We start from the raw sequence: 22476 nt of genomic DNA on the forward strand, positions 1-22476 counted from the left end.
CGACGTGGCGGCGGTCGATGACGACGACGCGGTCGGAGGCAAGCGGTTCACCGAGACGGCGTATCTGCTGACCGAGGTAGTCTCGAGCACCGACGAGGACCTGACGCCGGCCAGCTTCGCGCGTTGGATCGGCGTGACGGTCAGGCTGTACCGGGAGCACGATCCCTGCCAGGCCATCCTCGTCGCGGAGCAGGAGTCCGTTCACGTGACGGTGCATCTTCGCGATGCCGGCGGCTGGACGCATCGGGTCTCGACCGGCCTCGACGACGATCGCGCGATCCCCTCGGCCGGTCTCCTCTGCAAGGTCGGGGATCTCCACCGGGACACCCGCTGGCAGCCGCGCCGGGCTCGGTCGCACCGAACCTGGCCGGTTGACCGCACGACACCCTGGAGGGAGCGGCGCGGATTGCGCTACACGCTGGACGCTTGTCCCGTCGCGGCCGCGCCATCGCGCGGCCCGCCAGCGCCGAAAGCCGCATGCCGCACCCGACCGTGACCGACGCCCCCGCACCCGCCCGCACCCGCCGCGACTGGCCCGGGCTGTTCCTGCGCGCCGTCCTCTCGCTGTTCCTCGGCCTGCCGCTGGGCGGCCTGCTCTTCGCCCTGACAGGGCTCGGGATCGCGCTCGTCAACGGCGACCCGATCCTGCAGCATCCCTGGCTGCTCGCCTTCCGTACCCTCGCGGCTGCGGTCACGTACGTTTTCCTGGGCGGTTTCGCCTGGACGCCGGAGGGAGGCTACGAGAGCATGCATGCCTGGTACGCCGCCGGCGTCGTGCTGGCTTTCATCCTGCTGAGTCGGCCGTGGCGGCGCTGGACCCGGCGGAGGCAGGCAGAACCCTGGCCGCGGCGGGGCTGAGACAAGGCACGCCTGATACGGGCCTGCGCGATATTGCCGCTGTTATGCTTCGGGAGGTAGCGGAACGGAACGTCCGTCGGGCGAGAAATTTACTCCCCCCGAGCATCCGGGCCCGCGAGCGCCGGGATGCGTGCCCTCCACCGGAGCCACATCCATGCACCGTCGCGACGTCCTGGTCAGCATGCTCTCCGCCACCGCGGCCCTCGCGGTCACCCGCACCGCCGTGGCCCAGCCGACGCCGGCCGGCGCCATGCCGACGCCCGTCTACCTGGCGATGGCCACCAAGGGCGGACTCTTCCTCGAGAACACCGCGCGCGACGCCTTTGCCAAGACCGGCAACCCGCGGGTCAAGCGGTTCGCGCGGGCGGAGGTGACCGAGCAGGTCAACCTCGCCAACAAGATCGACGGGGTGACCGGCGGCAACGTCGCGGTGCCGGTCGGCGGGGGCCAGCCCGGGGGACCAGCCGGTCCCGGCGGCCTCGTCGGCGGCCTAGTGGCGGCGCCGCTCGCGGTCGCGGGTGGCGTGGCCGGCGCGGCGGTCGGCACCGTGGGCGGCGTGCTCGGTGCTCCCGGGGGCGGCGGCGCTCCCGGCGGCATGACCTCGGACGAGCAGAAGGCACAGATCCAGGCGCAGCTCTCCGGCCTGCAGGGCGGTCCGCAATACGACGCCGCCTTCGTCAACGCATCGCTCCAGGGCCACCGGGAGGCGTTGATGATCCACGGTTCCTACGCCCAGAGCGGCGAGGATCCGGCCCTGCGGCGCGTCGCCCGCGGGGCCATTCCGCTGATCCAGCTCCACATCTCGCAGCTCTCCCAGATGCAGCGGATGATGGGCGGCGGCGGCGAGGGGTAGGGGGCGCTGGCCAGAGCGTCGGGCGGAGGCTCGGCGCTCACGCCAGGATGATGCGAAGGGCAACCGGCCGGATCCGGAATGCCGTTCGGCGTGCGTACCGAGCCTCGCCCCGTCAGTCCGAGGCCGCGAAGGCGGAGCCCGGGATGACATGGTGGGCGTGAATTGCGTCACCCAATTTCGCGATATGGATGATCGACAGGAACGCCCCCGAGCCCGTCGGCCGGGGGCATTTCTCTTTGTCAGTCCTTGAGGTCCTTCTCGATGTCGGCGAGCAGCGCTAGGTGCTCGCGGATCTGGCCGCGGGCGAGCTTGGCGACGCCGATGGTCTCACGGTCCTTGCCGGAGCCGAGGTAGGCCTCCTGGATCTTGAGAAGCGCCTGATGGCCCTCGACCTGGCCTCGGATGTACTCGAGGTCGAAGGCCTTGCCGGACTTGGCCTGTTCGAGCTTGTCCAGCATCGCCTTGCCCTTCGGGTCGAGCTGGCCGGTGACATCGGGCTCGGCCGGCGGCTTCACCTGGCCGGAAGCGGCCTGGGTGGGGTCGCGCATCGCCTTGAGCACGTCGGCGATGGTCTCCTGCTCGGCAACCTCGAAGCGCGCGAACTGCTTCACGTCGCCGTCGGAGCCCTTGGTGAGCGCGACGCGGCTCGCCGCCAGGGAGGCCGACCCGGCCGCGAGGGTGTCGGCGACGTATCGGGCCTCGGCCTCGCCCATCCGGGCGCCGCTATTGCCGGTCGCCGCCGCGGTCGGACCGCCCTGCAGCTGCGCGAGCGCCACCGTGGTGAAGGAGGGAATCGCCACGGCCGAGGCGATGGCGGTCAGTGCGAGACGACGATGCATGGGACACCTTGCTCTTCGCGGTGGAAACTCTCGACAGTGAGAGGCGTCCGGGCGTCGGACCTCTCGAGAGCAAGCACTAACGTTATGGCGAGAGAGGGGGTTTCACCGTCGCCTTTCGGGAATCGCGTCGGCCCCCGCGCCGCGGAGCGCGGCCGAGGGCGAGGAGCGCTGCACGGGGATTACGGGCCACGGCCCTGCACCGTTCGCGCCCGGCGGCTACGCCCATCGGTGAGGTTACGCCGATCGTCGTTAACGTGTCGTCTGCCGGTGACAAGGGCCATGATCGGCAAGGCCAGGATCGGCAAGGCCAGGATCGGCGGGACGGCCGCGGGACGACGGAGGCTGAGGATGACGACGATCTTCTTCGGATCACTCCGCGCGGCCCCGGACGCCAGGCAGGGGGGCGTCAAGCCGGTGGCGTTCGTCTGCTGCTCGGCGATCGTCGTCTGCCACATCGTCGACCGACGCAGGGTGACGAAACCGTAATCTCCCGGTGAGGTCCGGGCCATCAGGCCGCGCGCACTCTGCCACCTCGGCGGCTCGACAACCGGCCGCGCGAGGATCTGGGCCGAGGATCTGTGCCATGTGGATCTGTGCCATGCGACGCACTCTCACCGCCGGAGCCTTGGCGGGGATCTTGAGTGCGGGGATGCTCGCCACGGCTCTGGCGCAGGCGCCGGACGCGTCGCGGCCGATGCAGGTCGCCCATGCGGGCGACAGGCCGGGCGAGCCGGGCGGCCGGCACCGTCTCAGCGCCGAGGACGTCCAGGCCCTCACCGACGCGCGCGTGGCGGCCCTGCATGCCGGCCTGAAGCTCACTCCCGACCAGGAGAAGCTGTGGCCGCCGGTCGAGGGGGCGATGCGCAACCTCGCCAAGGTCCGGCGCGACCAGCGCGAGGCCCGGCGCGGGCGCGACCGCGATCCCGTGGCGGAGACGGCGCCGGATGCGATCCGGGCCCGGGCCGACGCCCTGGCGGCGCGCTCGGACGCGCTGCGCAAGCTCGCCGACGCTTCGCAGCCGCTCTACGCCACCCTCGACCAAGCGCAGAAGCAGCGCGCCGCGATGCTGAGCCGGCCGATGGGACCGCGCCACCATCCGGGCATGCACCGGCACCATCGCGACGACTGACCCCGCGACGCCCGATCCGATGCCCGCGTAACCGCCGAGCGGACGTCCCGAGCCTCCTCCTCGATCCCCTCCCTCCGCAAGCCCTTTCCCCCCTCCTGCCGCTCCTCGCCGCCCCGGCTCACGCCGCGGGCGGCGCTGCCGCGTGGGGCGCTCGCAACATTCCGCGCAATCCGCACGCAATCCGGCCATGCGATACCGGACGGCGCGGTGAAGCTCGGCAGAAATCGACAACTGGCCGGGACACCGCGAGGAAACGCGCCGCGGCGGGCCCTCGCGACCGATCGGACCCTCGACGAGGCCGAGCGGCGCGACCGACCCAACCGAAGAGCAGCCATGACAGACTGAGCGGCAACCAGCGGGAGAGGCAGATGGACAACATCATCCGTCCGGATTTCCAGCGTGCGGCCAAGGCCCGAGCCGGCGAGACGAGAAAACCCGGCGCCAGCAGTCCCGTGCAGTACGTCAAGACCTACGGCGAGGTCGGCTCGCACGCCGTCTCGCTGGTGCGCACCCGGTCGGGTCTTGGGGGCGACGTCTACCAGGTCGTGATCGACATGCCCGGCGGCCAGGTCGGCCCGGTCGGCGTCGAGCCGGCGACGAAGGACGGCATGTTCGACGCCGACCGCGTCGGCATCGCGGTGCTCCGCACCCTCGAATTGCTGGCTCTTCGCTCCGGCGATTTCGACGTCGCCTGACGCGCAGCAGGTTCAACCCCCTCCCTCTCTCCCCGAAGGCTTCCCGCGTGGACAGTCGCCACCGGGCCGCGCCATCATGCGGAAGAGAGGGTTGGGAGGACATGATGGCCGAGCCGACGGGAGCCGGGAACGCCGTTACCGAGGAAACGTGGACGTATTTCGAGGGCGCCTGGCATCCGGGCAACGTGCGGATGATGGGGCCGCGCACCCACGCCGCCTGGCTCGCCTCGACGGTGTTCGACGGGGCCCGGGCCTTCGAGGGCGTGACCCCGGATCTCGACCTCCACCTCGCCCGGATCAACCGCTCGGCCGCCGCCTTCGGCCTCGAGCCGGTGGTGGCGGAGGGCACCTGGGCCGAGCTGGTGCGGGACGGGCTCAGGCGCTTCGCGCCCGACGCCGCGCTCTACATCCGGCCGATGTACTGGGCGGAGGCGGGCCTGGGCGGCGCGGTGCGGTTCGATCCGGCCTCGACCAACTGGTGCCTGTGCCTCTACGAGGCGCCGATGCCGCCGCCGACCGGCTTCACCGCCACCCTGTCGCCGTTCCGGCGCCCGACGCCGGACACCGCCCCCCTCGACGCCAAGGCCGGCTGCCTCTACCCGAACAGCGCCCGGGCGATCGCCGAGGCCGCCTCCCGCGGCTTCGGCAACGCCCTGATGCGCGACGCGCTCGGCAACGTCGCGGAATTCGCCACCGCCAACGTGCTGATGGCCCGGGGCGGCGTGGTCTACACGCCGGTCCCGAATGGCACGTTCCTGGCCGGCATCACCCGCGGGAGGGTGATCGCGCTCCTGCGCGAGGCCGGGATCACCGTGGTCGAGAAGACGCTCACGGTCGACGACCTGATGGGCGCCGACGAGGTCTTCTCCGTCGGCAACTTCGCCAAGGTCGTGCCGGTGACGGCCCTCGACGGCCGGTCCTTCGGACCCGGGCCGCTGTTCCGGAAAGCCCGCGAGCTGTACTGGACCTTCGCGCATCGTGGCTGATCCGCCTTTACGGCTCCGCTTCCCGCGCTACCCTTGTGGCAGCGTGGCGGTGCGGGGGATGTCGGGCAGTGATGGTCGTGCGGTTGGCGGTGGCGTGGGCGACAGTGGCGGCCTTCGCGGTGTTCGGCGGCGGCTGGCTCGGGGGGCTCGATGCGCCGCTGGTGGCGGCAGGGCTGTTCGTCTGGCTCTTCTCCGTGATCCTGTGGTCGGCCTTCGGGGTGGTGCACGAGGCGGAAGAGCTCGCCGACCGCCTTGGCGAACCCTACGGCACCCTGATCCTGACTCTGTCGATCGTCGTGATCGAGGTGGCGCTGGTCGCCGCCGTGATGCTCGGGGCCAAGGCCGCCCCGACGCTCGGGCGCGACACGATGTTCGCCGTCATCATGATCGTGATGAACGGCCTCGTCGGGGTCGGGCTGATCCTCGGCGGCCTGCGCCACCACCGCCAGAACTACAACCTCGATGGCGCCGGCGCCTACCTGGCGGCGATCATCCCGCTCACCACCATCGCCCTCATCATCCCGAACTTCACCACCTCGACCCCGGACGGCTCGCTGACCGCGTTCCAGGCGGTCGCCTTCTCGGTACTGACGGTGGTACTCTACGGCATCTTCCTGCTGCTCCAGACTGGCCGGCACAGCGACTTCTTCACCGACTTCGTCAAGCCGGGCGCCGTCGCACCGGAGGCGGCGATTGCCCACCCGGATGCGGGCCGCGGCGCGATCCTGCGCCATGCCGGCCTGCTCCTCGTCAGCCTCCTGCCGATCGTGCTCCTGTCGAAGAGCCTGGCGGCGATCCTCGACCACGGCATCAAGGCCCTCGGGGCGCCCTCGGCCCTCGGCGGCGTCATCATCGCCGCCATCGTGTTCACCCCGGAGGGCATCAGCGCCATCAAGGCGATCCGGCGCGACCAGCTCCAGCGCGCGATCAACCTCTGCCTCGGCGCCGTGACCTCGACGGTCGGCCTCACCGTGCCGGCGGTGCTCGCCATCGGCCTCATCTCGGGCCAGCGGGTGGTGCTGGGCCTGGCTCCGGCCGAGATGGCGGTGCTCGCCATGACGCTGCTGCTCAGCGTCATCACCTTCTCGCGCCAGGGGACCACGGTGCTGGAGGGCGCGGTGCACCTGGTGGTGTTCCTGACCTACCTGACGCTGATCTTCAGTCCGTGAGGCAGCCGACGCGCCACGATTCCATCCCACACGCGACCTCGGGATGACGTCGCGTGCGGCATGGGCCGAAGCATGCAGCCCGATATGGAAAACGGCGCGGGCCCTTCGGCCCGCGCCGCTCATGCTCTCACTGCTCTTGCACCGCTCTTGAAGAGGCTCAGGCCGCGGCCGAGACCTCGGTCGGGACGGTCGAGATGGTCTTCAGGATCTGCGAGGCGATCTGGTAGGGGTCGCCCATCGAGTTCGGGCGGCGATCCTCGAGATAGCCCTTGTATCCGTTGTTGACGAAGCTGTGGGGCACGCGGATCGAGGCGCCGCGGTCGGCTACGCCCCAGCTGAAAGTGTGGATCGAGGCGGTCTCGTGCTTGCCGGTCAGCCGCATGTGGTTGTCCGGGCCGTAGACGGCGATGTGGTCCTCACGGGCATCCCCGAAGGCCGCCATCAGCTTCTCGAAGTACTCCTTGCCGCCGACTTCGCGCATATACGAGGTCGAGAAGTTGGCGTGCATGCCCGAGCCGTTCCAGTCGGTGTCGCCGAGCGGCTTGCAGTGGTACTCGATATCGATCTCGTACTTCTCGCAGAGGCGCTGCATCAGGTAGCGCGCCATCCACATCTCGTCGGCGGCCCGCTTGGAGCCCTTGCCGAAGATCTGGAACTCCCACTGCCCCTTCGCCACCTCGGCGTTGATGCCCTCGTGGTTGATGCCGGCGGCGAGGCAGAGATCGAGGTGCTCCTCGACGATCTGGCGGGCGACCGAGCCGACGTTGGAGTAGCCGACGCCGGTGTAGTACGGGCCCTGCGGCGCCGGGAAGCCGGTCTCGGGGAAGCCGAGCGGGCGGCCGTTCTTGTAGAAGAAGTATTCCTGCTCGAAGCCGAACCAGGCGCCTTCGTCATCCAGGATGGTGGCGCGCTTGTTCGACGGGTGCGGGGTCTTGCCGTCCGGCATCATGACTTCGCACAGGACCAGGACGCCGTTGGTGCGGGCCGGATCGGGGAAGTGGCGGACGGGCTTCAGCACGCAATCCGAGGAGCTGCCCTCGGCCTGCTTGGTCGAGCTGCCGTCGAAGCCCCAGAGCGGGAGCTGCTCGAGGGTCGGGAAGCTGTCGAAGGCTTTGATCTGGGTCTTGCCGCGAAGGTTCGGGGTCGGCGTATAGCCGTCAAGCCAAATATACTCGAGCTTGTATTTGGTCATCTCGCGTCTCTCTTCAGGTTCCGATGGAGCCCGTGATTCCTCGTCGGCGCCCATCACCCGCCAGCGGCATCCCCCGGCTTGCATGTCCCGTGCCAAACTCGGTCGGGCCCGACCGAACCGGCGGAACGATCGCGGGGGCGAGACGTTCTGGAGACCTTGCGGGGTATCGGGAGCGTCCCTGCATTCCGTCTCGCTCGGCGTGGCCCGCAACGCGCGCGGACGCTGCGACCGACGAGACCGGACGAATGCCCGGTTGCGCGCCAGGACGCCAAGGAGCCCAACTCCGCGCCACACCCGCCAATTCGAGCGGCGGCGCAAGCGCAGGCATGCACGAATTGTAGCCAATCATTGTTTTTTTCGTAGTCAAGCCGCGCAGTTTCCAGGCACACTTCGTTACGAACTCAGAGGCCGTGGCAGGCATGCGCGGCCCTCACGGGAGGCCAGCCCATGAGCACCACCAACCCGCACGTCTCCGCCAAGATCTACGCCTTTCCGGCCGGCGGCCGCAGCCGCGGCGGCCGCAACGACTGGTCGGTGCCCGGTCCCGTGGCCCGGGAGCGGGCGCCCGTGATCGTGCCGGCGAGCGGCGGCTACCACGACGAGGCGATCCGCGAGGAGCGCTCGCGCAAGCCGTAGGAGGACGGACGAGCGCCTGCATTGAGGCGAAGCCCCCGGGCGGGCCGCGCCTACTCGCCGAAGATCGACCAGCCGAGGCGCTTCGTCAGCCGCTCCAGGGCGATGCGCCCGAGATGGGAATTGCCGGCGGCATCAAGCCCCGGGGCCCAGACCGCGATGGAGGCCTTACCCGGCGCCACCGCCAGGATGCCGCCGCCGACGCCGCTCTTGCCCGGCAGGCCGACCCGGTAGGCGAACTCGCCGGAGCCGTCATAGTGGCCGCAGGTCAGCATCACGGCGTTGATGCGCTTGGCCCGCTCGGGCTGCACCACCGACAGGCCGGTGCTGGGATCGCGCCCGGAATGGGCGAGGAACCGCCCCGCCACCGCGAGCTGCCGGCAGGTCATGCTGATGGCGCAGTGGTGGAAATAGACCCCGAGCGTGTACTCGACCGGGTTGTCGATCACCCCGAACGACTTCATGTAGTTGGCGAGCGCCACGTTGCGAAAGCCCGTGCGCTGCTCGGAGGCCGCCACCGCCTCGTCGATGGTGATGCTCGCGTCCTGCGCGAGGAACTGCATGAAGCGCAGGATCTCGCCCAAGGCCTCGCGCGGCTGGTGGCGCGACAGGATCAGGTCGGTGACGGCGATCGCTCCGGCGTTGATGAACGGGTTGCGGGGGATGCCGCGCTCGTATTCGAGCTGGACGACCGAGTTGAACGGGCTGCCGGAGGGCTCGCGCCCGACCCGCTTCCACAGCTTGTCCCCGACCATGCCGAGCGCGAGCGTCAGGGTGAACACCTTCGAGATGCTCTGGATCGAGAACGGCACGTCGCAATCGCCCGCCGCCGCGACCGCGCCGTCGGCGCCGATCACCGCGAGGCCGAAATGGCCGGGATCGACCCGGGCGAGCTCCGGGATGTAGCGCGCCACCTCGCCGCGATCGGGACGCTGGCGCATCTCGTCGACGATCTCGCTCACGACGGTTTCGAGGTTCGGCACGAATCGGGGATCCCGGACTGGAGGAGAAGCGCGGCCTTATCGCTGCAAGTTCGAGGCCTCAAGCGCGACGCCGCAGGCTCCCACCTCCGCCACACGAGATTTCGCGCGATTGATTGGCACCGCAGCGGATTGCCGTGCGTTGACGCCGCGGCTGGACGGAAGGCAGCCGCAGCGCGGGAGCGGCAGGATTGGACCGGAACGGGACCATCGCGATCATCGGGGCGGGCATCGCCGGCGCGGCGGCGGCGCGCCGGTTGAGCGGGGCGGGCCGGCGCGTCGTCGTGATCGACAAGGGCCGCAGCCCCGGCGGCCGGATGGCGACGCGGCGCGGCCCGGACTCCCTGCGCTTCGACCACGGTGCCCAGTATTTCACCGCCCGCGACCCGCGTTTCGCCGCTCTGGTCGAGGACTGGACGGCGCGGGGCATCGCGGTGTCCTGGGGCGGAGCGGGCCGGCATGTCGGCGTTCCGGCCATGACCGCGCCGGTGCGCGACCTCCTCGCCGACATCGACGTGCGATGCGGCCGCGCCGTCGGCCGCCTCGTTCGGGAGGGGCGGGACTGGCGGCTGGCGGAAGCCGACGGCGCGGCCCTGGCCGGGGACGCCGCCTTCTCGACGGTGCTCCTCACCTGCCCGTCGCCCCAGAGCCTCGCCCTTCTCGAGGCGGCGGGCCAGGATCTGCCGGGTGTGGCCGAGATGCGCTACGCGCCGTGCTGGACCCTGATGCTCGCCCATGACGGCCCGCCGTTCCGCGGCGGGCCGGTGCGGGAGGACCGGGATCCGGAGGCGACGATCGCCTGGATCGCCGAGAACGGGAGCAAGCCCGGGCGCGAGGGCGGCACGATCGTGGCGCACGCGTCCCCGTCCTGGTCGCGCGCCAACCTTGAATGCGCGGCACAGGACGTCGCCGAGCGGCTGGTCGCGGCCTTGCAGGATAGCGTCGGACCACTCGGCGAGATCCGCCACCGCGCCGCCCATCGTTGGCGCTACGCCGCGGTCGAGCAGGCCGTGGGCGAGCCATGCCTGTTCGCACCGGAGGCGGGCCTCGGTTTCGCCGGCGACGGCTGCCTCGGGCCGCGGGTGGAGTTCGCCTATCTGAGCGGCCTCGCCCTCGCCGAGCGGGTGCTCGCGGCATGACCGTCAAGGTGCGGGAACGCACCGCAAGCCGGGCGCGGTCGGAGTTAACGTGGTGCCACATCAGGACCATCGTTCCGCCCAAAGGCGGTGCGACACCCCTCCTCACCGGGATGCCCGCATCCCTCCAAGCCGGCGATGCCGGCCCTCGAAGGTCGGAAGCCTCCGGCCTCGCACCAAGCCACAGGGAGCTCATGAACCCGGACCAGGGGGTGCGTAGCCTCCGCGGTTCTGCTCGAGTCCCTCTTGTCGGGTGAGTCCCATGTCTGATGCGTCCCTTTTCCTCCATATCGCCCTGTCGCTGAGCTTCGTGGGCCTCGTCGGCCTCGGGATCGGCCGGGCCCTCGACGCCTGGGTGCGGCTGGCGCCGACCGGCGCCGACGACGAGGGCGCGCTGGCGGACTAGACCCGACCGGATAGTCTTCCGCCCGAGCCAGGAGGACCCCGCTTGCGCGAGTTGATGGAGAGGGCCGGCCGCATCACCGCCCGGCTGACGGCTCGGCGGGAGACCGTCGCGGTGGCCGAATCCTCGGCGGGCGGCCTGGTGGCGGCAGCCCTGCTGGCAGTCCCGGGAGCCTCCGCCTACTTCCTCGGCGGGGCCGTGATCTACACCGCTCAGGCGCGCCGCGCCCTGATCGGGCTCGACGAGGCCGGGATGGCCGGCCTGCGCAGCGCCAGCGAGCCTTACGCCGAGCGCGTGGCCGCTTTGGTGCGCGAGAGCCACGGTGCGGTCTGGGGCCTGTGCGAGACCGGCGCCGCGGGCCCGGGCGGCAACCGTTACGGCGATGCGGCGGGCCATACCTGTCTGGCCGTCGCTGGTCCCGTGACCCGCCGCCTCACCCTCGAGACCGGCAACAACGATCGCGTCGCCAACATGGAGGCCTTCGCGGCCGCCATGCTCGACGCGTTCCTGGATGCGCTCGCGGAGGCGGACCGGGCTCCTTGAGGAGCCCGCCCCAGGACGCTCCTCCCCGGCTCAGCTCGGCCGGTCCATCCGGCAGGTGGTCGGCACCAGCGTGTCCTTAGTCTCGACCCGCCCGGCCATCTTCCAGCCCCAGCCGGTGCCCTCCTCGTCGAAGCGCATGCCGGGCTCCATCGGGCCGAAGGACGAGACGAACATCGTCTGGAAATATTGGTGGTCGTCGGGCCGCATGTAGCCCTCGCCGCCGGAATACGGCTTGAGGCGGGCCTGTTCGAGCTTCGGCGCCACCTTGCGCGCCTCGGAGGAGCCGGCCTCCTGCATCGCGGTCAGGAGCGCGTTCATCGCGTTGAACGCGCGGGGATAGGTCGAGCCGATGCCGGTGCGGGCCCGGAACGCGGTCTCGAAGTCCTGCGAGGCGGCGTCGCCGACATTGGCCGCGCCCTGCGTGACTTGGAACACCCGGTGGGCGAGCCCGGTCTGGCGCACCACCGTGGGCCCGCCGGTGCCGCCGGCATAGTAGGTGTAGAAGCTCGCCTGCAGCCCGGCCTCGGCGGCGGCCTTGAGCAGCAGGTTGAAGTCCTGCGCCCAGTTGCCGGTGATGACGGAATCCGCCCCCGAGGCCTTGATCTTGGCGACGTAGGGCGCGAAATCATTGACCTTCTGCAGTGGCGTCACCTCGTCGCCGACGATCTCGATGTCGGGCCGCTTGGCCTTCAGCATCGCGCGGGCCTGCGACCGCACCGACTGACCGAAAGAGTAATCCTGGTTGATCAGGTAGACTCGTCTGATCTCCGGCCGCGCCTTCATGAAGTTCGTCAGCGCCTCCATCTTGATGTCCGAATTGGCATCAAAGCGGAAGTGCCAGTAATTGCACTTCTCGTTGGTCAGCGACGGATCGACGGCGGAATAGTTGATGTAGATGACCTGGCGGTTCGGGTTGCGCTCGTTGTGCTTGGCGACAAAGTCGGTGAGCGCCGCGGCAGCCGAGGAGCCGTTGCCCTGCACCAGCACCCGGGCGCCGGCATCGATGCCCTTCTGCGCGGCGATCAGGGTCTCCTGCGGGTTGACCTTGTTGTCGTAGGCCAGCACCTCGAAGCGGAACTGCTTCTGTCGGGCGTTCAGCACCTCGGCCATGTACTGGAAGTGCCGCAGGCCCGCCTCGCCGGTCGGCGCGCCCCCGCCCGAGAGCGGATCGATGAAGGCGATCTTCACGGTCTCCTGCTGCGCGAGGGCCGGGACGGAGAGGGCCAGGGTCGCGGCGGCTCCCCCGAGCGCCAGGATGGCGGATGGGCCCCACAGGGACACGGCGACGGCGGCGCCACGCAGCGCCTCGCGGATGGACGTCATGCTTCCTCTCCTCTGGGCCGCGATCGTCTCTGGCCCGTCAGGGCCGGCATCGCATTGCCGGAGGGGAGAGTCCGGCGCGGGGGAGAGGCTCGTCAAGCCGAAACTGCGCGCACTCGCCGCTATTCGCGCCTCACACGTGAGATGCGCGCACGATCGAAGTAGAAAGGCGCTCATGACCCAGTGACCGCGCCCAGCCTGGAATCGTTATAATGATATATCGTCCGCGATCCGAACCGATTTCGTTGACACACTCTTCGCCCGGGGCATAAGCGTCGGGGTGACGAGGGATATCGGCCGGCGATCTTGCGACAGCGATCTGCGGCCCGGCGCGCGACGCGGGAATACGGACCATGACTCAGCCCGACGCAGGCTCCGCGCCCGCGGCCACCGCCGCCCCGGCCCGCGCGGGAATTCGTCGGTGAGGAACGTCCTGTTCCAGGTCCACTGGTTCCTCGGCCTCACCGCCGGCCTCGTCCTGATGCTGGTCGGGGTGACGGGGGGAATCCTTAGCGTCGAGGACGAGATCACGGGCCTTGTGAGCCCCGGCATCGTCACGATCCCGGCTCGGGAGACGCCGCGCCTGACGCCGGACGCGCTGATCGCCCGCCTGAAGGAGGAAGCGCCGGGGCGCCGCGTCATGCTGATGGTCCTGAGCGGCGCCGCCGACCGGGCCGCGCAGGTCCGCCTCGCCGACGGGCCCGGACGGGGCACCGAGACCTATGTCGACCCTTATGACGGGCGGGTCCTCGGGCGGGCGTGGGGCGAGGACTTCTTCGCCGCCGTCCGGCGGCTGCACCGCTGGCTGCTGCTCCCCGGCAACGGCGACGGCTGGGGCCGCACCATCACCGGCGCCTCGACCCTGGCGCTCGTCTATCTCGCACTGTCGGGCCTGTACCTGCGCTGGCCGAAGGGCCGGCGCGACTGGCGGATCTGGCTGAAGCCGGCAGTCAGTCGCCGCGGCCGGGCACTGTACTGGTCGCTGCACGCGGTCGTCGGCACCTGGGTGCTGGTGCTCTATCTGATGATGGCGCTGACCGGCCTGTGGTGGTCCTATGGCTGGTACCGCGACGGGGTGACGGCACTGCTCACGGGCCGCCCGCCCGCTGCCGCGCCCGCCCGGGGCAAGGAAAACAGGGATATGGGCAAGCGCGAGGGCGCGCCCGCCCCCCTCGATCCCGCCTTCGCGGCCTTCACGGCGGCCACGAACGGCCGCTACGCCACCGCCTCGCTCGCCCCCGCCCGGGACGGCGAGACGATCCGCATCCGCTCGGTCGCGCCCGACGCCGACCACGTCCAGGCCCGCGACGAGTGGCGCTTCCGTCCCGACGGCGCCCTCGACTCCCGCGACCTCTACGCCGAGCGGCCGCTGGGCGCCCGGCTCACCGGCAGCATGCTGGCCCTGCACGGGGGCCGCTTCTTCGGGCCCGTCGGCTGGATCGCCTTCATGCTGGCGGCTCTCGCCATGCCGCTCTTCGGCGTGACGGGGCTCCTCCTCTATCTCGGCCGGCGCCGCAGCCGGCGCCGCCACGCGGCCGCGACGGCCCAGACGGCCTGACGCGCCGTCGCGAGTTGCCTTCGGGTCCCATCAGGCATTAAGCGCACGGGCAGCAGGGCCGCCCGACCGGCGAGAGGATGCCGCATGATCCGCAACGACGTCTCCATCACGCCCGAGCTCGTGCGCCAGCACGGCCTGACCGAGGACGAGTACCAGCGCTTCGTCGGGCTGATCGGGCGCGAGCCGACCATCACCGAGCTCGGCATCGTCTCGGCGATGTGGAACGAGCACTGCTCGTACAAGTCCTCGCGCCTCCACCTGAAGACGCTGCCGACCAAGGCGCCGTGGGTGATCCAGGGCCCGGGCGAGAATGCCGGCGTCATCGACATCGGCGACGGCCTCGCCTGCGTGTTCAAGATGGAGAGCCACAACCACCCGAGCTTCATCGAGCCCTACCAGGGCGCGGCGACCGGGGTCGGCGGCATCCTGCGCGACGTGTTCACCATGGGCGCGCGGCCGATCGCGGCGCTCAACGCGCTCCGCTTCGGCTCGCCGGACCATCCGCGCACGCCCCACCTCGTCTCGGGCGTCGTCGCGGGCATCGGCGGCTACGGCAATTCCTTCGGCGTGCCGACGGTCGGTGGCGCCGTGGGCTTCCACACCCGCTACGACGGCAACATCCTGGTCAACGCCATGGCGGTCGGCCTCGCGCGTGCCGACGCGATCTTCTACGCCGCCGCCACGGGCGTCGGTAACCCGATCGTCTATCTCGGCTCGAAGACCGGCCGCGACGGCATCCACGGCGCCACCATGGCGTCGGCCGCCTTCGACGCCTCGTCCGAGGAGAAGCGCCCGACGGTGCAGGTCGGCGACCCCTTCGCCGAGAAGCTGCTGCTCGAGGCCTGCCTGGAGCTGATGGCGTCGGGCGCCGTGATCGCGATCCAGGACATGGGCGCGGCGGGGCTGACCTGCTCGGCGGTCGAGATGGGCGCCAAGGGCAATCTCGGGGTCGAGCTGAACCTCGACGCGGTGCCGACCCGCGAGCCCGGCATGACCGCCTACGAGATGATGCTGTCGGAGAGCCAGGAGCGGATGCTCATGGTGCTCAAGCCCGGCATGGAGCGGGAGGCGGAGGCCATCTTCGTGAAGTGGGGCCTCGATTTCGCGATCATCGGCCACACCACCGACACGCTCCGCTTCGTCATCAAGCATGGCGGCGAGACCGTCGCCGATCTGCCGATCAAGGAACTCGGCGACGAGGCGCCGCTCTACGACCGGCCGCACCGTCAGAACGCCTATCAGCCCGAGCTGAAGGCGGAGGACGTCGTGGCGCCGATGCGCAACGTCGATGCCTTGAAGCAGCTCGTCGGTTCGCCGGACCTGTGCTCGAAGCGCTGGGTCTACGAACAGTACGACCACTTCATCCTCGGCAACACCGTGCAGAAGCCCGGCGGCGACGCCGCGGTGGTGCGGGTCGAGGACGGGCCGAAGGGCCTGGCGCTCACCACCGACGTGACGCCGCGCTACTGCGAGGCCGATCCGGTCGAGGGCGGCAAGCAGGCGGTCGCGGAAGCCTGGCGCAACATCACGGCGGTCGGCGGCCGCCCGCTGGCGATCACCGACAACCTCAACTTCGGCAACCCGGAGAAGCCGGAAGTGATGGGCCAGTTCGTCGGCTGCATCCAGGGCATCGGCGAGGCCTGCCGCGCCCTCGACTTCCCGGTCGTGTCCGGCAACGTCTCGCTCTACAACGAGACCGAGGGCGTCGGCATCCTGCCGACCCCGTCGATCGGCGGCGTCGGGGTGATCGACGACGTCAACAAGATCGCCACCGTCGCCTTCAAGCGCGACGGCGACGCCCTGGTGCTGATCGGCACCACGAAGGGCTGGCTCGGCCAGTCGGCGTATCTCGCCACGATCTGCGGCCGCGAGGAGGGAGCGCCGCCCCCGGTCGACCTCGCCGCCGAGAAGCGCAACGGCGACTTCGTGCGCGGGCTCATCACCTCGGGCCTCGTCGACACCGTCCACGACCTGTCCGACGGCGGCCTCGCGGTGGCGGTGGCCGAGATGGCGCTCGCCGGCAATATCGGCGCCGTGCTGCCGGAATGCCCGCTGCCGGTGCCCTGCCACGCCTACCTGTTCGGCGAGGACCAGGGCCGCTACCTCCTGGCGGTGGAGCCCGACGCGGTCGCCGACCTCCTCTACAGCGCCAGCGCGCAGGGCATCGACGCGGCGGTGATCGGCGTCACCGGCGCCGATTCGCTGACCCTGCCGGGCGACGAGATCATCGCCCTCGACGACCTGCGCACGGCGCACGAGGGCTGGCTGCCGACCTATATGGCCGGTCCCTCGGCCGACGCGGCCTGAACAGGAGACGACCCGATGCCGATGGATGCCCGCGAGATCGAGGCGATGATCCGGGAAGCCCTGCCCGACGCCACGATCGAGATCCGCGACCTCGCCGGCGACGGCGACCACTACGCCGCCACCGTCGTGTCGGCGGCGTTCAAGGGCAAGTCGCGGGTGCAGCAGCACCAGATGGTCTACGGCGCGCTCCAGGGGCGCATGGGCGGCGTGCTGCACGCCCTTGCCCTGACCACGGGCGTGCCGCAGGATTGACGCCCTAGGATCGACGCCCTTGGAGGGCCGCCGCATGGACGAGATCCGCACGGATCAGCCGAGCCTCTACGACGAAGACGTCGTCGCCTGGGCGGAGCAGCAGGCGGCGGCCCTCCGCGCCCTCGGGGCGCGCCCGGACCTCTCGAACGTCCTCGACTGGGACAACATCATCGAGGAGGTTGAGGACGTGGGGCGGTCGCAGATCAGGACCCTCGAGGGCACCCTGCAGGCGATGCTGGTCCACGTCCTGAAGTACCTGTCGGCCCCGAGGGCCCAATCGGTGCGTTCGTGGCGGGCCGAGATCATCGCGTTCCACGCGACGGCGAGGCGCCGCTACACGCGATCGATGCGGCAGCGGATCGACTGGAACGGCCTCTGGCGCGACGCGAAGGCGGTGGCCGCGGCCGAACTGGCGGTCTGGGGCGACGAGCTGGCGACCGGGCTGCCGGACCGGAGCCCGTTCACGCCCGCGGAGCTGGTGGCCGAGGACTTCACCCTCGATTGGGCGCTCCTGCGCCTCGCTTCGGCCTTGCAAAACCCGAGCGACCATCACTAGCTAGGATCCACACAGGGATAGAGCCATGACCGACGTCAACAGCCGCATCGAGACCGAGATCAAGTCCCAGGACGTGGTGGTGTTCATGAAGGGCACGCCGCAATTCCCGATGTGCGGCTTCTCGGGCCAGGTGGCCCAGATCCTCAACTACCTCGGTGTGCCGTTCAAGGGCGTGAACGTGCTCGAGGACATGGAGATCCGTGAGGGGATCAAGGCCTTCTCGCAGTGGCCGACCATCCCGCAGGTCTACGTCAAGGGCGAGTTCGTCGGCGGCTGCGACATCACCCGCGAGATGTTCCAGTCCGGCGAGCTGCAGCAGATGCTCTCCGAGAAGGGCATCGCCACCAACACCGCCGCGGCCTGAAGCACAGGCCCGATCGGAGACCGGAGGAGGGCGCGCGAGCGCCCTTTTTCGTTGCATCCGCGAACCCGGCCACGCGCCGGCGCGTCTACCCGTGTGCGGCGCGGCGCGGACAGGTGCGACATGCGGGACGTGATCATCGTGGGCGGCGGGCCGGCGGGCCTGTCGGCAGCGCTCATCCTCGGGCGTTGCCGGCGCCGGGTACTGCTGATCGATGCCGGCCACCCGCGCAACGCGGTGACGCCGCGCATGCACGGCTTCCTCGGCCGCGACGGCCGCGCGCCCGGCGACCTGCGCGACGACGCAAGGAAGGAACTCGCCGCCTACGACACGGTCGAGGTCTGGGACGGGCGCGTCGTCGATGCGGTGCGGGCGCCGGACGGCTTCCGGGTGGTGATGGAGGACCAGCGCCGGGCCGATGGCCGCCGGATGATCCTCGCCACCGGGCTGCGCACCGACCTGCCCGCCATCGAGGGCTTCTCGGAGTTCTGGGGCCACGGCGTCCATCATTGCCCCTATTGCGACGGGTTCGAGAACCGCGACCGGCCGCTCGCGATCTACGGCCCCGGCGAGGCGGCCAAGGGTCTCGCCCTCGAACTCACCGCCTGGAGCCGCGACCTGACGCTCTGCACCGATGGTCCCTGCGACCTCGACGCCGCGGAGCGGAATCGGCTCGCCCGCCACGGGATCCGGCTCGAGGAGCGCGAGGTCGCCCGGCTCGAGGGAGAGGGCGGGCGATTCTCCCGGGTCCGCCTGCGCGACGACACGGCGCTCACCTGCGCCGCCCTGTTCTTCACCACCGGGCCCTGCATCCCCTCCCCTCTCGTCGAGCGGCTCGGCTGCGACCTGTCGCGCAAGGGCACGGTGCCGACCGGCGACTACGAGGAGACGAACGTGCCGGGCCTCTACGTCGCGGGCGATGCCTCGCGGCGGGTCCAGCTCGCCATCGTGGCCGCCGCCGAGGGGGCGATGGCGGCCTTTGCCATCAACACCGAGCTTCTGCGCGAGGACACCCGCTGATTCGCCGGCCGATTCGCCCGCCGCGCACGGATCAGCATAGCGCAGGACAGGATTCCATCGATTTGCAGCGCCGCGCTCCCACGCAAATAACACGGCAGCAGCAAGCGCTTGGCGGGCCGGACGGCGCCCCCTGCCGAACCCGGTGAGCCGACAATTCTCCTGTCAAGACTTTATCGCATGACGAAGGTTTGTTAGCCTTTATTGACTGATCACGGGAGGGGCGCCCATGATAGCGTTGGCGCAGGCATGGCGGGCCGGGCTCACCCGGCGCACGCAACGCGCAGCGATGGCCCGCGAAGCCACCCGACCGGCCGAGGCTGAGCCGCCCGAGCACCACGAGTTCACCGTGCGGGAACTGATCCGCATGGCCCAATCCGCCCGCGCCGCATCCGAATCGCGGGGCTGACGCCGGACATGGCTTCCGCGCGGCTGTCTGGACGCACGGGCGCGACGAGAGGGCAGTACGGGATCCCTTCTCCCTTCTGGGAGTGGCTGGTGGGGATCAAAGATCCTGCGTGAGGAGACCTGCCTGATCGCGGGTCGATCACCTGCCAATGCTGGCGCGGATCCGTCAGGGCTGAGATGTGGTCGAGGATCGACAAAGCTGACGGCATGGGGGCCGCGCGGAACGCCGAGTCCCGGCTGAACCACGATCCTCCACCTCGCCCGGCCCAAACCCGCTCCGGGGCTGAAGCGATCGCCCCGGTTCCCGGAGCGTCGCCTCTTGCCCTCGCGTGAAAACCTGCTATAGGCCGCGCCTCGCGTTCGCTCCGGCCGGGGGCTGAACGGACGGTGTCGGGCCTTTGGCCTGACATAGGGGTTCGCCCCGTCGTCCCGTGTCTCCGCCTTCGAACAACCGCTCGGGCCTTTGCAGGCTCGAAGGGCTTGGCGCCGTGCGACGCGAGGACGAACCGGCCCGACGCCCGACGCACGCCCGTGCTCTCAGGCAGCGGGCCTTAGTCTCCCTGAGAAAGGCCCATCATGGCTCTCTACGAGCATGTGTTCCTGGCTCGCCAGGACGTGACCTCGCAGCAGGTCGAAACGATGATCGAGACCTACAAGTCCGTCATCGAGCAGAACGGCGGCAAGGTCGAGAAGACCGAGATGTGGGGCGTGAAGTCCCTCGCCTACCGCATCCGCAAGAACCGCAAGGCGCATTTCACCCTCCTCAACATCGACGCTCCCCCGGCGGCCCTCGCCGAGATGGAGCGCCAGATGCGCATCTCCGAGGACGTGCTGCGCTTCATGACCGTGCGCGTCGAGGAGCTCGAGACCGAGCCGTCCGCGATGATGCAGAAGCGCGACCGTGACGAGCGCAAGGACCGCGAGCGCGGCCGGCGCCGCGACGATGACGGCTTCGGCGGCGGCTTCGGCGGCGGCGACCGTGGGGAGCGCGGCGAGCGTCCTGAGCGGGCCGAGCGCCCGGAGCGCGCTGAGCGCAACACGAACGAGGAGCAGTAAGCCATGGCTTTCGGTGCTGGTGGCGGCGGTGGCCGTCGTCCGTTCTTCCGTCGGCGCAAGACCTGCCCGTTCTCGGGCCCCAACGCCCCGAAGATCGACTACAAGGACGTGAAGCTGCTCTCGCGCTACGTCTCCGAGCGCGGCAAGATCGTGCCCTCGCGCATCACGGCGGTGTCGGCCAAGAAGCAGCGCGAGCTCGCCCAGGCGATCAAGCGCGCCCGCTTCCTGGGCTTCCTGCCCTACGTGATCCGCTAAATCTCTGATCAACAACCCGGCGGCCGCGTGCCGCCGGGTCGCTGGGGCGGATGTCTTCCGCCTCTAACCCCGCCCGAACGGGCGGCGGGACAGCGGACGGGTTCGTCATGGTTCGTCACACCGGCATCGGCGTCGTCGCCGGCCTCGCCTCGGCGCTCCTGATCGGGGTCGTCGTCCAGGCGACGCCGCTCGCGCTGGCCCTCTACCTGCTCGCCCCGCTGCCGATCCTGATCGTGGCGATGGGCTGGAGCCACCGGACCGGCCTCGTGGCCGCCGCTTCCGGCACGCTCGCCCTCGCGATCGTCTCCTCGCCCCTGCGCGGCCTCGCCTTCCTGGTCTCGACGGCGCTTCCCGCCTGGTGGCTCGGCTACCTCGCGCTGCTGGGGCGGCCCAAAGCCTCCGGTGGGACGCCATCCGGCGAGATGGAATGGTACCCGACCGGCCGGCTGCTGGCCTGGGTCGCCGTCACCGCCGCCATCGCCCTCGTCGTCGTGGTGATGCTGTCCTCCGGCGACCACGCCGCCTACCAGGAGCGGGTCCGCCGCCTCGCCCGGGCGATGCTGCAACTGCAGATGCAGGAGACTCCGTCCCGCGGCGCCGGGCTGGAGGAGGACGACCTCGCCCGCATCGCCGAGCGGGTCGCCGGCCTCGCGCCCGCCATCATGGCGACGACCTTCACCCTGCTGCTGACGTTCTATCTCTGGGCCGGCGCCCGAGTGGTGCAGATCTCCGGCCGCTTAGCCCGGCCCTGGCCCGACCTGCCCGCCACCGCCCTGCCGCGCCGGGCCCTGTGGGGATTGGTCATCGGCGCCGTGCTCTCGGTCGCGCCGGGCTATGCCGGGGCGTTCGGGGTCGCGCTGCTCGGGGCCCTCTCGGCCGCCCTGGCGCTGCAGGGCCTGGCGGCGCTCCACGACCGCAGCCGGGGCAAGCCCGGCCGCACGCCGCTGCTGATCGGCCTCTACGTGCTGGTCTTCCTCACGCAGGGGCTGGCGCTCGCCGCGCTCGCCCTGTTCGGCCTGGTCGTCGCCCTCACCGGGCGCCGCCGGCCGGTTCAGGCGCCTCCGGTGGCCTGACGCCCTCGAATCCCCGGGCCGCCCAGGCGATCCGGATCCCCGACGGCGGAACGCTCCGCCATCACCATCCGAGGCCGACGAGGCCTCACAGCAAAGGACGACGACCATGGAAGTGATCCTGCTCGAGCGCGTGGCCAAGCTCGGCCAGATGGGCGAGACCGTGAAGGTGCGGCCGGGCTTCGCCCGCAACTTCCTGCTCGCCCGCGGCAAGGCCCTGCGCGCCACCGAGGCGAACAAGAAGCGCTTCGAGGACCAGCGCGCCCAGCTCGAGGCCCGCAACCTCGAGCGCCGCTCGGAGGCCGAGAAGGTCGGCGAGACCCTGAACGGCAAGAGCTTCGTGCTGATCCGCCAGGCCGGCGAGACCGGCGTGCTCTACGGTTCGGTCTCCCCGCGCGACCTCGCGGAGGTGGTGACCCAGGAGGGCTTCACCATCAACCGCGACCAGTTCAGCATTGCGCAGCCGATCAAGACGCTCGGCCTGCACACCGTCCCGGTGGTGCTGCACCCCGAGGTCGAGGTCGCGGTGACCGTCAACGTTGCCCGCAGCCCCGAGGAGGCCGAGCGCCAGGCCCGCGGCGAGTCGACCACCACCCGCGAGGAGTTCAACCTCGACGATCTCGGCCTCGAGGTCGGTGCCGCCCTGGCCGAGGCCGGCCCGGACGCCGACAGCGACCGCTGATCATCCACGGCTCTCCCGCTCTCCGGGTGGGATAACCGGGACAGCGGGGACAAGCCCGCGCACCGGGCTTGACATGTTCCCATTTTGTTCCAGCATGACGGGGTCCGCGGCGTGAGTCGCGGGCCCCGCCTTCGTTTCGGACGACCGCCCGCGGCCCCTCGGGCAAGGTTCGGTCAAGGATGCAAGGTTTGGTCAACGACGACAGTGCGATGGTCGCC

Annotated in this window: 27 protein-coding genes; 23 read left to right on the top strand and 4 right to left on the bottom strand. The window is 70.5% G+C overall.

The genetic code is table 11. The annotated features are described in order from the left end of the window. The first annotated feature begins 4 nt into the window (after positions 1–4). The 3 genes from MFF64_RS02425 to MFF64_RS02435 all read left to right on the top strand — a co-directional run bounded on the left by MFF64_RS02425 (position 5) and on the right by MFF64_RS02435 (position 1711). The gene (locus MFF64_RS02425) at positions 5–496 is read left to right on the top strand and encodes a hypothetical protein (protein ID WP_133123334.1); all 492 of its coding nucleotides are present in this window, start codon (positions 5–7) and stop codon (positions 494–496) included. Then, complete coding sequence (locus MFF64_RS02430) at positions 478–858, top strand: hypothetical protein (protein WP_238189407.1); 381 nt, start codon at positions 478–480, stop codon at positions 856–858. The genes MFF64_RS02425 and MFF64_RS02430 overlap by 19 nt, the downstream gene beginning before the upstream one ends. A gap of 154 nt (positions 859–1012) precedes the next feature. Next, positions 1013–1711 carry a DUF4142 domain-containing protein gene (locus MFF64_RS02435; protein WP_238189410.1) on the top strand — a complete coding sequence of 233 codons (699 nt, stop codon included), beginning with the start codon at positions 1013–1015 and terminating at the stop codon, positions 1709–1711. A 239-nt stretch (positions 1712–1950) separates the two neighbouring features. On the opposite strand, the gene MFF64_RS02440 is transcribed toward MFF64_RS02435, so the two are convergent. Next, a complete protein-coding gene (locus tag MFF64_RS02440) occupies positions 1951–2550 on the bottom strand; it encodes a DUF4142 domain-containing protein (protein ID WP_099904516.1) in 600 nt (199 codons plus the stop codon). Between the two features lie 279 nt (positions 2551–2829). On the opposite strand from MFF64_RS02440, the gene MFF64_RS02445 reads away from it, so the two are divergent. The 5 genes from MFF64_RS02445 to MFF64_RS02465 all read left to right on the top strand — a co-directional run bounded on the left by MFF64_RS02445 (position 2830) and on the right by MFF64_RS02465 (position 6529). Continuing rightward, positions 2830–3036, top strand: coding sequence for a hypothetical protein (locus MFF64_RS02445; RefSeq protein ID WP_099904518.1), 207 nt, complete (start codon positions 2830–2832; stop codon positions 3034–3036). 112 nt (positions 3037–3148) lie between these two features. Next, positions 3149–3679: a Spy/CpxP family protein refolding chaperone gene (locus MFF64_RS02450; protein ID WP_238189412.1), complete on the top strand. Its 531-nt coding sequence runs from the start codon at positions 3149–3151 to the stop codon at positions 3677–3679. Between the two features lie 368 nt (positions 3680–4047). Next, positions 4048–4374, top strand: a complete 327-nt coding sequence (locus MFF64_RS02455; RefSeq protein WP_099904522.1) for a hypothetical protein — start codon at positions 4048–4050, stop codon at positions 4372–4374. Between the two features lie 104 nt (positions 4375–4478). Then, a complete protein-coding gene (locus tag MFF64_RS02460) occupies positions 4479–5360 on the top strand; it encodes a branched-chain amino acid aminotransferase (protein ID WP_099904524.1) in 882 nt (293 codons plus the stop codon). 71 nt (positions 5361–5431) lie between these two features. Next, positions 5432–6529 (top strand): calcium:cation antiporter, encoded by a 1098-nt coding sequence (locus tag MFF64_RS02465; RefSeq protein ID WP_238189414.1) that lies wholly within the window; start codon positions 5432–5434, stop codon positions 6527–6529. Positions 6530–6686: 157 nt separating this feature from the next. On the opposite strand, the gene MFF64_RS02470 is transcribed toward MFF64_RS02465, so the two are convergent. After that, positions 6687–7721 (bottom strand): glutamine synthetase beta-grasp domain-containing protein, encoded by a 1035-nt coding sequence (locus MFF64_RS02470; RefSeq protein WP_238189418.1) that lies wholly within the window; start codon positions 7719–7721, stop codon positions 6687–6689. Positions 7722–8168: 447 nt separating this feature from the next. On the opposite strand from MFF64_RS02470, the gene MFF64_RS02475 reads away from it, so the two are divergent. Continuing rightward, complete coding sequence (locus MFF64_RS02475; protein ID WP_099901874.1) at positions 8169–8357, top strand: DUF2735 domain-containing protein; 189 nt, start codon at positions 8169–8171, stop codon at positions 8355–8357. 50 nt (positions 8358–8407) lie between these two features. On the opposite strand, the gene MFF64_RS02480 is transcribed toward MFF64_RS02475, so the two are convergent. Then, positions 8408–9337 (bottom strand): glutaminase, encoded by a 930-nt coding sequence (locus tag MFF64_RS02480; protein ID WP_238189421.1) that lies wholly within the window; start codon positions 9335–9337, stop codon positions 8408–8410. A gap of 188 nt (positions 9338–9525) precedes the next feature. Here MFF64_RS02480 and MFF64_RS02485 point away from each other — a divergent pair, with 188 nt between their 5' ends. The 3 genes from MFF64_RS02485 to MFF64_RS02495 all read left to right on the top strand — a co-directional run bounded on the left by MFF64_RS02485 (position 9526) and on the right by MFF64_RS02495 (position 11416). Further along, positions 9526–10473, top strand: coding sequence for an NAD(P)/FAD-dependent oxidoreductase (locus MFF64_RS02485; protein WP_133123241.1), 948 nt, complete (start codon positions 9526–9528; stop codon positions 10471–10473). A gap of 259 nt (positions 10474–10732) precedes the next feature. After that, positions 10733–10876: a hypothetical protein gene (locus tag MFF64_RS02490; RefSeq protein ID WP_238189423.1), complete on the top strand. Its 144-nt coding sequence runs from the start codon at positions 10733–10735 to the stop codon at positions 10874–10876. 42 nt (positions 10877–10918) lie between these two features. Beyond that, positions 10919–11416: a CinA family protein gene (locus tag MFF64_RS02495; RefSeq protein WP_238189425.1), complete on the top strand. Its 498-nt coding sequence runs from the start codon at positions 10919–10921 to the stop codon at positions 11414–11416. Between the two features lie 30 nt (positions 11417–11446). On the opposite strand, the gene MFF64_RS02500 is transcribed toward MFF64_RS02495, so the two are convergent. Next, positions 11447–12730, bottom strand: coding sequence for a branched-chain amino acid ABC transporter substrate-binding protein (locus MFF64_RS02500; protein WP_238189600.1), 1284 nt, complete (start codon positions 12728–12730; stop codon positions 11447–11449). 427 nt (positions 12731–13157) lie between these two features. Between MFF64_RS02500 and MFF64_RS02505 the strand changes: the two genes are divergently transcribed. The 11 genes from MFF64_RS02505 (at position 13158) to rplI (ending at position 22258) form a co-directional block, all read left to right on the top strand. After that, positions 13158–14294, top strand: a complete 1137-nt coding sequence (locus MFF64_RS02505; protein WP_238189427.1) for a PepSY-associated TM helix domain-containing protein — start codon at positions 13158–13160, stop codon at positions 14292–14294. Positions 14295–14378: 84 nt separating this feature from the next. Then, positions 14379–16601, top strand: a complete 2223-nt coding sequence (gene purL, locus MFF64_RS02510; RefSeq protein WP_238189430.1) for a phosphoribosylformylglycinamidine synthase subunit PurL — start codon at positions 14379–14381, stop codon at positions 16599–16601. A 15-nt stretch (positions 16602–16616) separates the two neighbouring features. Continuing rightward, positions 16617–16853: a BolA family protein gene (locus tag MFF64_RS02515; RefSeq protein ID WP_048444429.1), complete on the top strand. Its 237-nt coding sequence runs from the start codon at positions 16617–16619 to the stop codon at positions 16851–16853. Between the two features lie 34 nt (positions 16854–16887). After that, positions 16888–17409, top strand: a complete 522-nt coding sequence (locus MFF64_RS02520) for a DUF29 family protein (RefSeq protein WP_099900723.1) — start codon at positions 16888–16890, stop codon at positions 17407–17409. A 25-nt stretch (positions 17410–17434) separates the two neighbouring features. Then, entirely contained in the window at positions 17435–17773 is a 339-nt protein-coding gene (grxD, locus tag MFF64_RS02525) for a Grx4 family monothiol glutaredoxin (RefSeq protein WP_139039067.1), read from the top strand. Between the two features lie 120 nt (positions 17774–17893). Beyond that, the gene (locus MFF64_RS02530) at positions 17894–18790 is read left to right on the top strand and encodes an NAD(P)/FAD-dependent oxidoreductase (RefSeq protein ID WP_099901470.1); all 897 of its coding nucleotides are present in this window, start codon (positions 17894–17896) and stop codon (positions 18788–18790) included. Positions 18791–19016: 226 nt separating this feature from the next. Then, positions 19017–19196 carry a hypothetical protein gene (locus MFF64_RS02535; protein ID WP_165795648.1) on the top strand — a complete coding sequence of 60 codons (180 nt, stop codon included), beginning with the start codon at positions 19017–19019 and terminating at the stop codon, positions 19194–19196. A 575-nt stretch (positions 19197–19771) separates the two neighbouring features. Next, complete coding sequence (gene rpsF / locus MFF64_RS02540) at positions 19772–20251, top strand: 30S ribosomal protein S6 (protein WP_238189432.1); 480 nt, start codon at positions 19772–19774, stop codon at positions 20249–20251. A gap of 3 nt (positions 20252–20254) precedes the next feature. Then, positions 20255–20506 carry a 30S ribosomal protein S18 gene (gene rpsR, locus MFF64_RS02545; RefSeq protein WP_012332436.1) on the top strand — a complete coding sequence of 84 codons (252 nt, stop codon included), beginning with the start codon at positions 20255–20257 and terminating at the stop codon, positions 20504–20506. A 107-nt stretch (positions 20507–20613) separates the two neighbouring features. Further along, positions 20614–21579, top strand: coding sequence for a DUF2232 domain-containing protein (locus MFF64_RS02550; RefSeq protein ID WP_099901087.1), 966 nt, complete (start codon positions 20614–20616; stop codon positions 21577–21579). Between the two features lie 106 nt (positions 21580–21685). Next, positions 21686–22258 (top strand): 50S ribosomal protein L9, encoded by a 573-nt coding sequence (gene rplI / locus MFF64_RS02555; protein ID WP_238189434.1) that lies wholly within the window; start codon positions 21686–21688, stop codon positions 22256–22258. The last annotated feature ends 218 nt before the right edge of the window (positions 22259–22476 follow it).

Source organism: Methylobacterium frigidaeris (assembly GCF_022179185.1).
Taxonomy (GTDB): Bacteria; Pseudomonadota; Alphaproteobacteria; order Rhizobiales; family Beijerinckiaceae; genus Methylobacterium; species Methylobacterium frigidaeris.

Excerpts from the sequence above, each read along its gene's own strand:
- MFF64_RS02535 (WP_165795648.1), top strand. The coding sequence starts at position 19,017 with ATGATAGCGTTGGCGCAGGCATGGCGGGCCGGGCTCACCCGGCGCACG.
- purL (WP_238189430.1), top strand. The coding sequence starts at position 14,379 with ATGATCCGCAACGACGTCTCCATCACGCCCGAGCTCGTGCGCCAGCAC.
- MFF64_RS02460 (WP_099904524.1), top strand. The coding sequence starts at position 4,479 with ATGGCCGAGCCGACGGGAGCCGGGAACGCCGTTACCGAGGAAACGTGG.
- rpsR (WP_012332436.1), top strand. The coding sequence starts at position 20,255 with ATGGCTTTCGGTGCTGGTGGCGGCGGTGGCCGTCGTCCGTTCTTCCGT.
- MFF64_RS02455 (WP_099904522.1), top strand. The coding sequence starts at position 4,048 with ATGGACAACATCATCCGTCCGGATTTCCAGCGTGCGGCCAAGGCCCGA.
- MFF64_RS02490 (WP_238189423.1), top strand. The coding sequence starts at position 10,733 with ATGTCTGATGCGTCCCTTTTCCTCCATATCGCCCTGTCGCTGAGCTTC.
- grxD (WP_139039067.1), top strand. The coding sequence starts at position 17,435 with ATGACCGACGTCAACAGCCGCATCGAGACCGAGATCAAGTCCCAGGAC.
- MFF64_RS02450 (WP_238189412.1), top strand. The coding sequence starts at position 3,149 with ATGCGACGCACTCTCACCGCCGGAGCCTTGGCGGGGATCTTGAGTGCG.
- MFF64_RS02465 (WP_238189414.1), top strand. The coding sequence starts at position 5,432 with ATGGTCGTGCGGTTGGCGGTGGCGTGGGCGACAGTGGCGGCCTTCGCG.
- rpsF (WP_238189432.1), top strand. The coding sequence starts at position 19,772 with ATGGCTCTCTACGAGCATGTGTTCCTGGCTCGCCAGGACGTGACCTCG.
- MFF64_RS02520 (WP_099900723.1), top strand. The coding sequence starts at position 16,888 with ATGGACGAGATCCGCACGGATCAGCCGAGCCTCTACGACGAAGACGTC.
- MFF64_RS02515 (WP_048444429.1), top strand. The coding sequence starts at position 16,617 with ATGCCGATGGATGCCCGCGAGATCGAGGCGATGATCCGGGAAGCCCTG.
- MFF64_RS02550 (WP_099901087.1), top strand. The coding sequence starts at position 20,614 with ATGGTTCGTCACACCGGCATCGGCGTCGTCGCCGGCCTCGCCTCGGCG.
- MFF64_RS02530 (WP_099901470.1), top strand. The coding sequence starts at position 17,894 with ATGCGGGACGTGATCATCGTGGGCGGCGGGCCGGCGGGCCTGTCGGCA.
- rplI (WP_238189434.1), top strand. The coding sequence starts at position 21,686 with ATGGAAGTGATCCTGCTCGAGCGCGTGGCCAAGCTCGGCCAGATGGGC.
- MFF64_RS02435 (WP_238189410.1), top strand. The coding sequence starts at position 1,013 with ATGCACCGTCGCGACGTCCTGGTCAGCATGCTCTCCGCCACCGCGGCC.
- MFF64_RS02445 (WP_099904518.1), top strand. The coding sequence starts at position 2,830 with ATGATCGGCAAGGCCAGGATCGGCAAGGCCAGGATCGGCGGGACGGCC.
- MFF64_RS02440 (WP_099904516.1), bottom strand. The coding sequence starts at position 2,550 with ATGCATCGTCGTCTCGCACTGACCGCCATCGCCTCGGCCGTGGCGATT.
- MFF64_RS02430 (WP_238189407.1), top strand. The coding sequence starts at position 478 with ATGCCGCACCCGACCGTGACCGACGCCCCCGCACCCGCCCGCACCCGC.
- MFF64_RS02470 (WP_238189418.1), bottom strand. The coding sequence starts at position 7,721 with ATGACCAAATACAAGCTCGAGTATATTTGGCTTGACGGCTATACGCCG.
- MFF64_RS02475 (WP_099901874.1), top strand. The coding sequence starts at position 8,169 with ATGAGCACCACCAACCCGCACGTCTCCGCCAAGATCTACGCCTTTCCG.